The following is a 15291-nucleotide window of genomic DNA, read 5'->3' as shown; positions in this document are numbered from 1 at the left end:
CCATCCAAGCTAATATTCACTAATTAGATGTCAAATACCAGATATTTCACAATTTAATTGTCACTTCCCAGAAACCTGGAAAAATCATGAGTTTTCATAAATTAACAAATTATTTGTCAATTTAATAGTATAATACAACTATGTTTTAATAAAACACTGTATGCAAAATGCAGAATTTTCTACAACCTCTACAACTTGGGCAAGCTCCGCAGATGTTAATAATGATCTTACTGAACCAAACGTTATTGTTTCTAAACTTTCAGATGAAGCTTTGCTGAAAATGGAGGTGATTCAAAGTCTTTTAGAAAATAGCGATCGCACTACATATACTCAAAAGCTCAAGGAAGCGGCAGAAAAGCTTGGAAAGTCAGTACGTACAGTGCGACGACTAGTAGAGAAATGGGAACAGGAGGGTTTGGCTGGGCTAGTACAAAATCGACGAGCAGATAAAGGAAAGCATCGAGTTGATGAAGACTGGCAAAAGTTTGTATTGAAAACTTATAAGGAGGGTAATAAAGGTAGTAAAAGAATGACTCGCCAGCAGGTTTTTATTAAAGTGGAGGCCAGAGCTGATGAACTGGGAGTTAAGCCTCCTTCCCACATGACGGTTTACCGAATTTTGCAACCCTTAATAGATAAAATTGAGCAAGGTAAAAGTATTCGCAGTCCGGGTTGGCGTGGTTCGCGGCTATCAGTTAAAACTCGTGATGGAAAAGACTTACAAATAGAACATAGTAACCAAGTTTGGCAGTGCGACCACACCCTTGTTGATGTTTTATTAGTAGACCAGCATGGCAAAATTCTAAGTCGTCCTTGGTTAACAACGGTTATTGATAGCTATTCGCGCTGCATTATAGGGATTAACTTGGGTTACGATGCACCTAGTTCTCAAGTTGTAGCTTTGGCGTTACGTCATGCAATTCTGCCCAAACAGTATAGTTCAGAATATGGACTTCACGAAGAATGGGGTACTTCTGGTTTGCCGCAACACTTTTATACAGATGCGGGTATAGATTTTCGTTCCAACCATTTACAGCAAATAGGAGTGCAGTTAGGGTTTGTTTGTCATTTGCGCGATCGCCCATCTGAAGGTGGTAGTGTTGAGCGTCCGTTTAAAACTCTAAATACAGAATTATTCTCAACTTTACAAGGATATACAGGTTCAAACGTTCAAGAGCGACCAGAGGAAGCGGAGAAAGAAGCTTGCTTAACGTTGCGGCAGTTAGAGCAAATGTTGGTGCGTTACATCGTTGATAACTACAACCAGCGACTTGATGCTCGAATGGGCGATCAGACAAGATTTCAACGCTGGGAGTCTGGTTTAATTGCAGCACCCGATTTACTTTCCGAGAGGGATTTGGATATTTGCTTAATGAAGCAAACACGGCGACAAATTCAACGCGGGGGATATCTGCAATTTGAAAACTTGATGTATCGAGGTGAACTCTTAGCGGGTTATGCGGGGGAAAGTGTTGTATTGCGATATGACCCCAGAGACATCACAACGATTTTGGTTTATCGCATAGAAGGGGATAAAGAGGTATTTATTGCTCGTGCTTATGCTCAAGATTTGGAGACGGAAGAACTATCTCTAGATGAGGCAAAAGCTAGCAGCCGTAAAGTGCGGGAAGCGGGTAAAGCTGTGAGTAATCGCTCGATTTTGGCTGAAGTTAGGGAACGCGAAACATTCCAAACTCAAAAGAAAACCAAAAAAGAGCGTCAGAAAGTAGAGCAGGCTGAGGTCAAGAAATCTAAACAACTTATACCTGTTGAGCCAGAGTCATTAGTAGAGGAAGTATCTATTGATAGCGAACCTGAGCCAGAGATGCCGGAAGTTTTTGATTACGAACAAATGCGTGAAGATTACGGATTTTAGAAAATGACTTCAAAAGAAGCTCAAGCAGTCGCCCAACAATTGGGTGATATTCCCGTTAATAGTGAAAAATTACAGACGGAGATTCAACGATTAAATCGTAAAGGTTTTGTCCCACTTGAACAAGTGCAAATTCTCCATGATTGGTTGGAAGGAAAGCGCCAATCAAGACAATCTGGGCGTGTGGTAGGTGAGTCGAGAACGGGTAAAACAATGGGTTGTGATGCCTATAGGCTTAGGAATAAACCCTCTCAAGTTGCAGGAAAACCCCCAACTGTACCCGTGGCTTATATCCAAATTCCCCAGGAGTGCGGTGCTAAGGGATTCTTTGGGGTAATTATGGAGCATTTAAAATATCAAGTAACTAAAGGAACAGTGGCAGAAATTCGAGATAGAACACTGCGGGTTCTCAAAGGTTGCGGGGTAGAGATGTTGATTATTGATGAAGCTGACCGCTTTAAGCCGAAAACTTTTGCGGAAGTGCGTGATATTTTTGACAGGTTAGAAATAGAAGTGATTTTGGTAGGAACCGATCGCTTAGATGCAGTGATTAAGCGGGATGAGCAGGTTTACAACCGTTTTCGGTCTTGTCACCGTTTTGGAAAGATGTCAGGGGAAGATTTTAAGCGAACGGTGGATATTTGGGAGAAACAAATACTGAGATTGCCAGTTGCTTCCAACCTTTCCAGTAAAACGATGTTGAAGACGTTAGGGGAAGCAACTGGAGGTTATATCGGTTTGATGGATATGATTCTGCGAGAGACTGCAATCCGGGCTTTAAAAAAGGGACTGCAAAAAATTGACTTGGAAACTTTGAAGGAAGTAGCTGCTGAGTACAAATGATGGAAGCGGAAAATATTAAGCCTTGGCTGTTTATAGTTCAACCATATCAAGGAGAAAGCCTGAGTCATTTTTTGGGGCGCTTTCGACGGGCAAATGATTTAACCCCAACTGGGTTAGGTAAAGCAGCAGGACTTGGAGGTGCAATCGCTCGTTGGGAAAAGTTTCGGTTTAATCCTCCTCCTTCTCGGCAGCAGTTGGAAGCATTGGCTGTTGTAGTGGGGGTTGATGTCGATAGGTTAGTGCAGATGTTACCGCCTGCTGGGGTGGGAATGAAAATGGAGCCTATTCGGTTATGTGCTACTTGTTATACTGAGTCACCATGTCATAAAATTGAATGGCAGTTGAAGGTGATACAGGGGTGCGATCGCCACAAGTTAAGCTTGCTTTCAGAATGTCCCAACTGTGGGGCAAGATTTAAGTTTCCAGCGTTATGGGTGGATGGTTGGTGTCAACGGTGTTTTATGACGTTTGCTGACATGACAACGCACCAGAAGTATTATTAAATACTAATATTTTAATTTCTAGAATGTCCTAACTAGAGAGTGATTCAGTCTAACTGCACCACTTCTAGATTAAATATAATTGTAAAAGTCGCACTTGGTATAAGTCGGCGCAGTGCTTGTGAATGGGCTTCTGCATCGCTTCGACGACGAAAACGAGCAACAATTTGGTGTTGCATACTGGGGAAATGACGGACGATACACCAAGGATGAAGTTTGGCAGACGGTTGTTATTCATAATCTTTTCAAACACCCTCTTAGACTGCGATCGCTTTAGAATCCGATGGGTAAATTATAGAGTTGCATCGCCCTGTAATTGAGTTGCATCGCTCTGCAATTGAGTTGCATCGCCCTGCAATTGAGTTGCATCGCCCTGCAATTAAGTTGTATAGGTCTGCAATTGAATTGTATCGCCCTGCAATTGAGTTGCATGACTAAATAACCTGATTTAATGAATTTCCCGTAAATTATCAGCGAAGTCTTGTATTCTTTCCTAGAATTTGCTGATATCTACAAATTATCAATATGCCTCTATGTACTGTCGAACGCTTGAGAGTGATGCTTGTAACTCTACTGTTGTCGTTTGCTGTCACAGGAGAACTTAAAGCTGTTGCAGTTGTCGCAAACCTGACTTTAGCACAGACACAAACTGCTGAAAATCAGGAAGATGAGGCAGATAGACTGCTAACAGAGGGGAAACAAAAGCTAAACCAAAGAGAGTTTCCAGCAGCATTAGAAGCATTTGAGCAAGCCTTAGCTTTATATCGACAAGCTAAAAACCGCAAAGGTGAAGGTAATACACTCTACAGTATTGGTGATGTTTACTACTATCAAACTCAATTTGCCCAAGCAATAGAATTTTATCAGCAAGCTTTAGTAATTCGTAGGGAACTAAAAGACCGGACTCAAGAAGCCACAACACTTAATGATATCGGCTTATCCTACAGCAAATTAAGTCAGTACGCCAAAGCCTTGGAGTACTATCAGCAAGCTTTAGCCATTCGCAAACAAATTGGCGATCGCTCTAGGGAAGGTACTAACCTTAGTAATATTGGCTTTCTCCTAGATACACAAAAACAACCGGAATTGGCGATTGTTTTTTTTAAGCAATCTGTCAACGTCAGAGAAAAAATTCGCCAAGATTTGCGAGTTCTACCCAAAGAACAACAGGAATCATATACAAAAACCGTTGCACACTCCTATCGCCGTCTTGCTGATTTATTGCTGCAACAAGACCGGGTACTTGAAGCACAACAAGTTTTAGACTTATTAAAAATCCAAGAATTAGATAATTATCTCCGCAATGTGCGGGGAACAGGTCAACAGTTAATCATACTGCGTCCCGAACAGGAAATTTTGCAAAAGTATAACGTCCTGCAAAACAGTGCTATTCAACTGGGACAAGAACTTACCAAACTGCGAAAAATTCCCGAAACAACCCGCACCACAGCACAACAACAAAAAATTGCTCAACTGGTGCAACTTGAAGAAGAACTCAACAAGCAATTTAACCAATTCATCCATAGTCCTGATGTCGTGAAACTGGTTAATCAACTCTCTCGTGAAGTCAAACTACAAAATATAGATTTAGCAGATTTAGATGCTTTCCGCGATGACTTGCGTCGCCTGAATGCAGTTATGCTTTATCCTTTAATCTTAGACGATCGCCTAGAACTGGTCATCATAACTCCCGATGCTCCACCCCTCCGCCGTCCTGTCAAGGTAAAGCGTGAAGAACTCAATCAAGTAATTGCTGATTTTCGTTCTGCTTTAGAACATCGTGACGACAATGTAAAAATCCCAGCGCAAAAACTTTATAACTGGCTAATCAAACCCCTAGAAGCTGACCTCAAACAGGCAAAAGCTACAACTATTATCTACGCTTCTGATGGACAACTGCGCTACATTCCTTTAGCAGCATTATACGACGGCAACCAATGGTTAGTACAAAATTACCGCATCAACAACATTACTGCTAAATCCCTGACTAACTTCAACAACGTACACCAATCTAAACTTAAGGTATTAGCAGGAGCTTTTGCAGATATCAAACTCAGTTACTCTGTGCGTATTGGTCAAGAAGAACATAGTTTGCGTGGTTTACCCTTTGCTGGGCAAGAGGTAGCAAATCTGGCAGTATCAATTGCGGATACTACCCAATTTCTAGATAAGGATTTCAGTCTAGAAGCCATGAAACCGCGCATGAATGAATTTAATATTGTACATTTAGCTACTCATGCAGCCTTTGTACCCGGACAACCAGAGGATTCTTTTATTTTATTTGGGAATGGCGATCGCCCGACATTGAGAGACATCGAAAGCTGGACGCTGAATAATGTAGACCTAGTTGTGTTGAGTGCTTGCGAAACTGGGATTGGTGGTAAATTTGGTAACGGTGAAGAGATTTTAGGCTTAGGTTATCAGTTTCAGAGTCGGGGCGCAAGGGCGGCGATCGCTTCTTTGTGGTCAGTCAATGATGGCGGTACACAAGCTTTAATGAATGTATTTTACGCCCAGCTTATACAAGGAAATCTCAGCAAAACTGAAGCTTTAAGACAGGCACAAATAGCTTTGATTACTGGTCGTCAAGATGCTGCTGGCAAGCAACGCAATAGTATTGAAATAGAAGCTTTACCATCCAATGTCAGCGATAAGCTTAGTCATCCTTACTACTGGGCTGCTTTTATTTTAATTGGTAATGGATTGTAATGCTTAATTTTAGAGGGCTATATGCTTTTAGACTGCGATCGCTTTAGAATCCGATGGGTAAATTATTGAGTTGTATTGCCCTGCAATTGAATTGTATCGGTCTGCAATTGAGTTGTATCAGTCTGCAATTGAGTTGTATCGGTCTGCAATTGAGTTGTATCGTCCTGCAATTGAATTGTATCGGTCTGCAATTGAGTTGCATAACTAAATAACCTGATTTAATAAATTTCCCGTAAATTCTCAGCAAAGTCTTGTATTCTCTTCTAAAATTTGCCGATATCTACAAATTATCAATATGCTTCCAAGTACTGTTGCTCGCTTGAGAGTGATGCTTGTAACTCTGCTGTTATCGTTTGCTGTCACAGGAGAACTCAAAGCTGTTGCAGTTGTCACAAACAAAATTTTGGCACAAGCACAAACTGCTGAAAATCAAGAAGATGAGGCAGATCGGCTGCTAACAGAGGGTAAACAAAAACTACAGCAAAGACAGTTTCCCGCAGCATTAGAGGCATTTGAGCAATCTTTGGCTTTATATCGACAAGCTAAAGATCGCAAGGGTGAAGGTAATACTCTCTACAGTATTGGCGATGTTTACTACAATCAGGCTAATTTTACCCAGGCGATCGCGTTTTATCAACAAGCTTTGGTAATTAGGAAGGAAGTAAGCGATGCCTACGGCAACGTCAAGGACGAACGCACTCAAGAAGCTACAACGCTCAACAACATTGGCTTATCTTACAGCAAATTAAGTCAGTATCCCAGAGCCTTGGAGTACTTTCAACAAGCTTTAACTATTCGTAAACAAATCGGCGATCGCTCTGGCGTTGGACAAAGCCTCAACAACATTGGCTTTATTTACAAGAGTCTGGGACAGTACCCCAAAGCTTTAGAGTTCTATCAGCAAGCTTTAGCTGTTCGTCAACAAATCGGCGATCGCTCTGGCGTTGGACAAAGCCTCAACAACATTGGCTTAATTTACTCCCGTCTTGGACAGTACGCGAAAGCCTTAGAGTACTATCAGCAGGCTTTAGCCATTCGTGAAAAAATCAGTGATCGCGCAGGTGTTGGCACAACGCTCAACAACATTGGCGCGATTTACGACAGTCTCGGACAGTACGCGAAAGCCTTAGACTTCTATCAGCAAGCTTTAGCCATTCGTGAAAAAATCGGCGATCGCTCTGACGTTAGCAATAGCCTCAACAACATTGGCGGTATTTACGACAGTCTGGGACAGTACCCCAAAGCCTTAGAGTTCTATCAGCAAGCTTTAGCCATTCGTCAAAAAATCGGCGATCGTGCAGGTGTTGGCACTACCCTCAACAACATTGGCGCAATTTACTACAGACTAGGACAGTACCCCAAAGCCTTGGAGTTCTTTCAGCAAGCTTTAGCGATTATTAAACAAATCGGCGATCGCGCAAGTGTTGGCACAATGCTCAACAACATTGGCGGAATTTACGACAGTCTGGGACAGTACCCCAAAGCCTTGGAGTTCTATCAGCAAGCTTTAGCCATTCGTCAAAAAATCGGCGATCGCTCTGGTGAAAGTACAACGCTCAACAACATTGGCGCAATTTACAAGAGTCTGGGACAGTACCCCAAAGCCTTGGAGTTCTATCAGCAAGCTTTAGCAATTAGCCAACAAATCGGCGATCGCTCTGGTGAAAGCACAACGCTCAACAACATTGGCGCAATTTACGACAGTCTGGGACAGTACCCCAAAGCCTTGGAGTTCTATCAGCAAGCTTTAGCCATTCGTCAAAAAATCGGCGATCCCTCTGGCGTTGGTACTATTCTCAGCAACATTGGCAGAATTTACGACAGTCTGGGACAGTACCCCAAAGCCTTGGACTTCTATCAGCAAGCTTTAGCCATTCAAAAACAAATTGGCGATCGCTCTGGCCTTGGCAATACCCTCAACAACATTGGCTTTATTTACAAGAGTCTGGGACAGTACCCCAAAGCCTTGGAGTTCTATCTGCAAGCTTTAGCCATTCGTGAAAAAATCGGCGATCGTTCTGGCGTTGGCACTACCCTCAACAACATTGGCGGAATTTACTACAGACTAGGACAGTACTCGAAAGCCTTGGAGTTCTATCAGCAAGCTTTAGCAATTAGCCAACAAATCGGCGATCGCGCAGGTGAAGGCACTACCTTCAACAACATTGGCGGAGTTTATGACAGTCTTGGACAGTACCCAAAAGCCTTGGAGTTCTATCAGCAAGCTTTAACTATTCGTCAACAAATCAGCGATCGCGCAGGTGTTGGCACTACCCTCAACAACATTGGCGGAATTTATGACAGTCTCGGACAGTACGCAAAAGCCTTGGAGTTCTATCAGCAAGCTTTAGCAATTAGCCAACAAATCGGCGATCGCTCTAGCGTTGGCAATACCCTCAACAACATTGGCTTTATTTACTCCCGTCTCGGACAGTACCCGAAAGCCTTGGAGTTCTATCAGCAAGCTTTAGCCATTCGTGAAAAAATCGGCGATCGCTCTGGCGTTGGAGAAAGCATCAACAATATTGGCTTGATTTACTCCCGTCTCGGACAGTACCCCAAAGCCTTGGAGTTCTATCAGCAAGCTTTAGCCATTATTAAACCAATCGGCGATCGCTCTAAGGAAGGCACTACCCTCAACAACGTTGGCTTCATTTACTATAATTTGAAACAGTACGTCAATGCGGAAAGAAACCTACTAGCCGCCGTTGAAATTTGGGAATCCCTGCGACCTGGATTAACTGATCAAAATAAAATCTCCATCTTTGATACTCAAGAATTCACTTACCGACTTCTACAATTAGCTTTAGTTGCTCAACAGAAGACTAATCAGGCGCTAGAAGTAGCTGAAAGGGGACGAGCAAAAGCATTTATTGAGTTATTAGCATCCCGCTTATCCCCCGATCTGCAACAGCAGAATCTTGAATCTCTGCAAAAAAAATTCATCATCAATCTTGAGCAAATCAAACAAATTGCCCGAACGCAAAATGCCTCTGTGGTTGAATACTCCATAGTTTCCGATGAAGACCTTTACATTTGGGTCGTTCAGCCTACAGGTGAGGTAGAGTTTCGCTCCATTGCTCTCAAAAAATCTTTAAACACCTCTCTAGCAAAGCTTATTACTAGCAGCCGTGAGTCCATTGGTGTTAGAGGACGTGCAAGCATCGAGGTTGAGTCTGTAGTTGATTCAGCAGAGCAAAAAAAACAATTACAACAACTACACAAGTTACTTATTGATCCCATCGCCAACCTCCTTCCCAATGACCCAAACTCTCACGTCATCTTCATCCCTCAAGGTCAACTGTTTCTAGTTCCCTTTCCCGCCTTACAGGATGCTGATGGTAAGTATTTGATTGAAAAACATACAATTCTCACTGCACCTGCAATTCAAGTTCTAGATTTAACCCATCAACAAAGGCTCAAACCACACCCCGCAGATTTGCAAGCAGCATTGGTTGTGGGAAATCCTACAATGCCTAAAGTCACAACAAAACTTGGCGATTCACCTCAACAGTTGTCTAACTTGCCAGGGTCAGAAGGGGAAGCAAATGAAATTGCTAAACTATTTAAAACTAAGGCATTTATCGGAAATCAAGCCATAAAAGCCAAAATGTTACCCAAGCTATCGCAAGCTAGGATCATTCATTTAGCAACACATGGATTATTAGATGACGTGAAAGGATTAGGTGTACCTGGAGCGATCGCCCTTGCTCCATCTGGCAATGGTCAACTCAACGATGGCTTACTTACCGCCGATGAAATTTTAGACTTGAAACTAAATGCCGATTTAGTTGTCCTGAGTGCTTGTGATACTGCGCTAGGTCAAATTACTGGTGATGGTGTAATTGGTCTATCCCGTTCCTTGATTACCGCAGGTACACCTAGTGTTATTGTTTCGTTGTGGTCTGTACCCGATGCACCTACGGCTGAGTTGATGACTGAGTTTTACCGCAACTGGCAAGAGCGCAAGTTAGATAAAGCTCAAGCATTACGTCAAGCAATGCTCACAACGATAAAAAATCATCCAAATCCCAAAGACTGGGCAGCATTTACCCTTATTGGCGAGGCAGAGTAATATCTAAAATCGATGCCAAATTAATGACTCTAGACAGCGTTTTTTGCTCAACCTGATGGCAGCTTTATTTGTCTATAAATATTGGTAATGACTTGTAATCTTTCTTTCATCCTCAATACTACAAATTATTTCAACACACTCTATTTTCTTCCTATTTCTGTATTAATACGTATATACAGATGATAATCTTCATCAGCGAATCAAAATTTATCTATTTTGGGGATGTGGGGAAAAGAGTAGGCTATGTCAATCATCAAGCGTCGTCAGTTTTTGCAGTTCGCTGGTTCAGCTTTAGCCACTCTTGGGATTAGCCAATTAGAAATTGAGCAGCAAGCTGTTCGCTATGCCCAAGTTTTAGCTCAAAATACCCCACGCAAAAGGGCTTTATTAGTAGGTATTAATGATTACTTAAAAGTAGGTGACTTTCAATGGTATCCACTAGAAGGGGCTGTCAATGATACTCAAATCCAAAAAGAACTTTTGATTAATCTCTTTGGCTTTCAATCTGACGACATTCGCATCCTACACGACCAAAAGGCAACCCGTGAAAAGATCTTGCAAGCTTTTGAAGAACATCTAATTAAGTGGGCGCAGCCTGGAGATGTAGCAATATTTCACTTTTCTGGACATGGTTCTCAAGTTGCCGATCCAGATAAAGTTTTTGCCGATGGGCGAGTTAGCACGATTGTACCCATCAACAGTTACCTTCCATCTGGATATCCCAACAACGGAGGTAAGGTAGATGATATTACTGGACATACTCTGTGGTTATTAATGCAAGCTATCAACACAGAAAATGTCACTTTTGTACTAGATAGCTGCCACTCTGGAGGCGCACGTAAAGGAATTTTAACAGTGCGATCGCGTCCCGGCGATCAAGAACTGTTGCGTATTACAGACTCCAAAATCCAACTTTTAGCAAGTACTAAAGAACAAGAATATCAAAAACAACTGATGTCTCGGCTGAAGTTGACTAACTCAGACTTTGTGAAATTGCGCCAACAAGGTGTGCCGAAAGGAGTCATGCTTGCTGCTGCTAGACGAGACCAGTCAGCTATTGATACGCGTTTTGCTGATACCCCTGTTGGTATTTTTACTTATATACTCACTCGCTATCTTTGGCAGCAAACATCCTCTGAGTCAGTTAATCAGGTAATGCTAAGTGCGATCGCCACAACCCAAAAAATACTGCAAGAATATTTCCCTACATCCGGCGTTGTGCAACAACCAGAATTTAACGTCAAACAGGGAAGTAATAACGACAAGCAAATAGTTTACTTTACCAATCGAAAAAACACACCAGCCGAAGCAGTAGTCACCAAAGTACAAGGAAATCAAATTGATTTATTTTTAGGCGGGATAGATCCTCGGAGTTTAAAAGCCTTTGGACGAGGTGCAACCTTTACAGTGGTGGATAGTCAAGGACGAGAACAAGGGCAAGTACAGATTGAATCACGACAGCAACTTAAAGCACAAGGCAAACTGATCCAGACAACAACTAGAGGAGCGGCGATCGCAGCTGGTACATTATTACAAGAGCGATCGCGGGCAATTCCCAGCAACCTTACCCTTGACATTGGACTCGATCCATCACTGGGACAGGAGATAGAGCAAGCAAAACAAGCACTTCAATCTATCAAACGCATTCAACCAGTGCCGTTGTCAAAACAAGAAGTGCAATATATCCTGGGTCGAATCACCACATCTTATTATCAGCAATTGCAAAAGCTGAAAGTGAAAAATTTACCAGAAGTCGGTAGCATTGCTTTGTTTTCCCCTGCACAAGATTTAATACCTGGTTCAGCCGGAACACCAATAGAAAAAGTAACCGATGCAGTCAAGCGATTACAACCCAAACTCAAATCTTTGCTAGCAGCCCGAATTGTCAAGCTGACGTTAAATACTACTTCATCTCGGCTTGCAGTATCAGCAGCAATGCAAAAAGTAGATGGTAGTCAAATTGTCGCAGAATCATTCACCGTGCGAGGAGGAGCGAATAAAATTCCCACTAGAACCAGAGGGGCAACACCTCAGACATCCAACGCCCAGAAAATTCAGCCAGGAACCGAGGTGCAATTTTTGGTGGCTAACAATGAGCCGCGTGACCTTTATATAAGTGTGTTGCTTATTAGTGTCGATGGCGAGTTAACAGTTCTCTCACCGCTACCAGGTAACGAAGATGTCAAACCAGTTCCAGCAAAACAGGAAATTTTAATCCCTGATCGCGATCGCGGAGAAAACTATAAATTTAAAATTGGCAAAGATCCAGGGATTGCAGAAGTGCTGGTAATTGCTAGTACAACACCCTTGACAAGAGCCATTCAGCTATTGCGGACTTTAGGAGCCGAGAAACCTCAAGAACGGGGAATTCCAGTAAATCTCGACAAGGAACCAGCAGAGGCGATCGCTAGTTTACTAGATGACTTAGATGAAGGCACTCGTGGCACTGGTACAAGTGCGATCGCAGGTATTCGTCAGATTGATACAAGACAGATGGCAGCTATGTCAATCACGTTTGAGGTAAATGATAGAGTTTAGATGCCATAAATACGAACTACCCATAAAACAGAATCCTATTATTTCCTGACTGCTAGGAGCAGACTCAATATGTCACTAAATCATAGTTTTCGCCTAAGCCTGTTATTCATTCTTGTTTTATTTGGACAATTGATAGGAATATACCCAGAATGTAAACAGGCTCTAGCACAGTTACCAACTGCGACAGAAGGTAAAATTACAGAACGCCACACAGAAGCAAATCGACTAACTAAAGAGGGTTTTCAACAACATAACAGCAGAAAATTTTCAGAAGCATTGGCTAATTTCCAAAAAGCTCTGATAATTTGGCGAGAAATAGGCGATCGCCAAGGTGAAGCCGTAGGTCTCTATAACATAGGGGTAACTTATAAGTATTTAAACGACGATTCCCAAGCTTTGGAAGCTTATCACCAAGCTTTAGCTATTAGTAAAGAATTAGGTCGCCTTAGTATAGAAGGAAGAATTATTAACAATATTGGCGATATTTATAATAATCAGAGAGAGTATGAAAAAGCCTTAGATTACTATCAGCAAGCCTTAGCTATGCATGAAAAAATGGGCAATCATCTTGAGGCAGCCGAAACCCTTTACAACATAGGTGCATCTTATAAAGCTTCTGGTAAGTATCAAAATGCCTTGTCTTTTTTACAACAAGCTTTAGTTACTGCTCAATCTGTAAAAAATGAAAAGCTTAAAGGTATTATCCTTAATTTAATAGGAACAAATTATCACCTGACGGGGGAGTATCAGAAAGCTATAGAATCTTATCAACAAGCTTTGGTATTTCATAAAAAATTAAATAATTCACCTCAAGAAGCTAAAACTCTCAGCAATCTTGCTGAGAATTACCGCATTATAGGACAGGATAAAAAAGCATTGGAATCTCTACAGCAATCCTTAGACATTGCTGAAAAATATGGTGATTCTGAATTATTATCTCAATCATTGAACAACATTGGATTAATTTATCAAGACTCAGGACAGTACCCGGAAGCACTGGAAGTTTATGAAAAAGCCCTAGCCATTGACAAAAAATTAGACGCTCAAGCAAGCATTGCTACTACTCTTAACAATCTTGGTAGTCTTTATTTATCTTGGAAACAGCCTGATAAAGCGCTGGAGTTTTTGCAAAAAGCCTTAGATATTCATCAAAAAATGGGCAGCCGTGTTAACGAAGCCCAAACTCGCAGCAACATCGGTCTAATATACAATATTAGAGGACAAGATCAGGAGGCACTGAAGTTTTTCCAACAAGCTTTAGCCATTCATCAAAAATTAAACGATCGCCCGAACATTGGCATAACTTTGAACAATATCGGGGTACAGTACCTAAGTTTTGGTAATTTAATAGCAGCTGAAAAAGCTTTCTACGATGCTATAAGAGCTTGGGAATCCTTGCGACCTGGATTAACTGATCAAAATAAAATCTCCATTTTTGAAACGCAACAATCCGCTTACCGATTTTTGCAAACAACCTTAGTTGCTCAACAAAAAACTAATCAGGCGCTAGAAGTAGCTGAAAGGGGACGAGCAAAAGCATTTATTGAGTTATTAACATCCAAGTTATCCCCCGATCTACAAAACCAGAATCCTGAATCTTTGCAAAAAAAATTCATCGTCAATCTTGAGCAAATTAAACAAATTGCCCAAACACAAAATGCTTCTGTAGTTGAATACTCGATTGTTTCTGATAAAGACCTCTACATTTGGGTCGTTCAACCTACAGGTAAAATAGAGTTTCGCTCCATTGACCTCAAAAAATCTTTAGACACTTCTCTAGCAAAGCTTGTGACTAGCAGCCGTGAGTCCATTGGTGTCAGAGGACGTGCAAGCATCGAGATAGAATCTGTAGTTGATGCAGCAGATCAGAAAAAACAATTACAGCAACTACACAAATTACTAATTGATCCCATTGCTGACATTCTCCCTAAAGATCCAAACTCTCATGTCATCTTCATTCCTCAAGGTCAGCTGTTTCTAGTTCCCTTTCCCGCCTTACAGGATGCTGATGGTAAATATTTGATTGAAAAACATACAATTCTCTCTGCACCTGCGATTCAAGTTTTAAATCTCACTAATCAACAAAGACTCAAGCCACGTCCCGCAGATTTGCAAGCAGCATTGGTTGTGGGTAATCCTACAATGCCTGAAGTGACTACCAAACTTGGCGATTCACCTCAGCAGTTGTCTAACTTACCAGCAGCAGAACAAGAAGCAAAAGAAATAGCCAAACTATTTAAAACTGAGGCATTTACAGGCAAACAAGCTATAAAAGCCAAAATTTTACCCAAGCTATCGCAAGCTAGGATTATTCATTTAGCCACACATGGGTTGTTAGATGATTTTAAAGGACTAGGTGTACCAGGTGCGATCGCCCTTGCGCCCTCTGGTAATGGTGAACTCAACGATGGCTTACTTACCGCCAATGAAATTTTAGACCTGAAGCTAAATGCTGATTTAGTTGTTCTGAGTGCTTGCGATACTGGGCGAGGTCAAATTACAGGTGATGGTGTAATTGGTCTATCCCGTTCGTTGATTACCGCAGGTACACCCAGCGTCATTGTTTCTTTGTGGTCAGTACCCGATGCACCGACAGCTGAATTGATGACTGAATTTTATCGCAACTGGCAAGAGCGCAAGCTAAATAAAGCTCAAGCTTTACGTCAAGCAATGCTCAAAACAATGAAACAGCATCCTAACCCTAAAGATTGGGCAGCATTTACACTGATTGGTGAAGCAAAATAAATTATAAT

Annotated in this window: 8 protein-coding genes; all 8 read left to right on the top strand. The window is 41.8% G+C overall.

Annotated features, from left to right (window positions below):
• The first annotated feature begins 160 nt into the window (after positions 1–160).
• The 8 genes from F8R90_RS04555 to F8R90_RS04520 all read left to right on the top strand — a co-directional run bounded on the left by F8R90_RS04555 (position 161) and on the right by F8R90_RS04520 (position 15283).
• Positions 161–1876 carry a Mu transposase C-terminal domain-containing protein gene (locus F8R90_RS04555; protein WP_196509750.1) on the top strand — a complete coding sequence of 572 codons (1716 nt, stop codon included), beginning with the start codon at positions 161–163 and terminating at the stop codon, positions 1874–1876.
• 3 nt (positions 1877–1879) lie between these two features.
• Positions 1880–2716, top strand: a complete 837-nt coding sequence (locus tag F8R90_RS04550) for a TniB family NTP-binding protein (protein ID WP_196509749.1) — start codon at positions 1880–1882, stop codon at positions 2714–2716.
• Positions 2716–3219, top strand: coding sequence for a TniQ family protein (locus F8R90_RS04545; protein WP_196509762.1), 504 nt, complete (start codon positions 2716–2718; stop codon positions 3217–3219). Before F8R90_RS04550 ends, F8R90_RS04545 begins: the two co-directional genes overlap by 1 nt.
• 118 nt (positions 3220–3337) lie before the next feature.
• Positions 3338–3493, top strand: a complete 156-nt coding sequence (locus F8R90_RS04540) for a hypothetical protein (RefSeq protein ID WP_196509748.1) — start codon at positions 3338–3340, stop codon at positions 3491–3493.
• A gap of 248 nt (positions 3494–3741) precedes the next feature.
• Positions 3742–5925, top strand: coding sequence for a CHAT domain-containing protein (locus F8R90_RS04535; RefSeq protein WP_196509747.1), 2184 nt, complete (start codon positions 3742–3744; stop codon positions 5923–5925).
• 295 nt (positions 5926–6220) lie between these two features.
• On the top strand, positions 6221–10000 hold the full coding sequence (locus F8R90_RS04530) for a CHAT domain-containing protein (protein WP_196509746.1): 3780 nt from the start codon (positions 6221–6223) through the stop codon (positions 9998–10000).
• Positions 10001–10243: 243 nt separating this feature from the next.
• Positions 10244–12538, top strand: coding sequence for a caspase family protein (locus F8R90_RS04525; RefSeq protein WP_196509745.1), 2295 nt, complete (start codon positions 10244–10246; stop codon positions 12536–12538).
• 69 nt (positions 12539–12607) lie between these two features.
• Positions 12608–15283 carry a CHAT domain-containing tetratricopeptide repeat protein gene (locus F8R90_RS04520; protein ID WP_230966098.1) on the top strand — a complete coding sequence of 892 codons (2676 nt, stop codon included), beginning with the start codon at positions 12608–12610 and terminating at the stop codon, positions 15281–15283.
• Positions 15284–15291 lie beyond the last annotated feature (8 nt).

Source organism: Nostoc sp. NZL (genome assembly GCF_015714705.1).
In the GTDB taxonomy this organism is placed as follows: Bacteria; Cyanobacteriota; Cyanobacteriia; order Cyanobacteriales; family Nostocaceae; genus Nostoc; species Nostoc foliaceum_A.
This window is presented reverse-complemented; position numbering and strand designations above follow the sequence as displayed.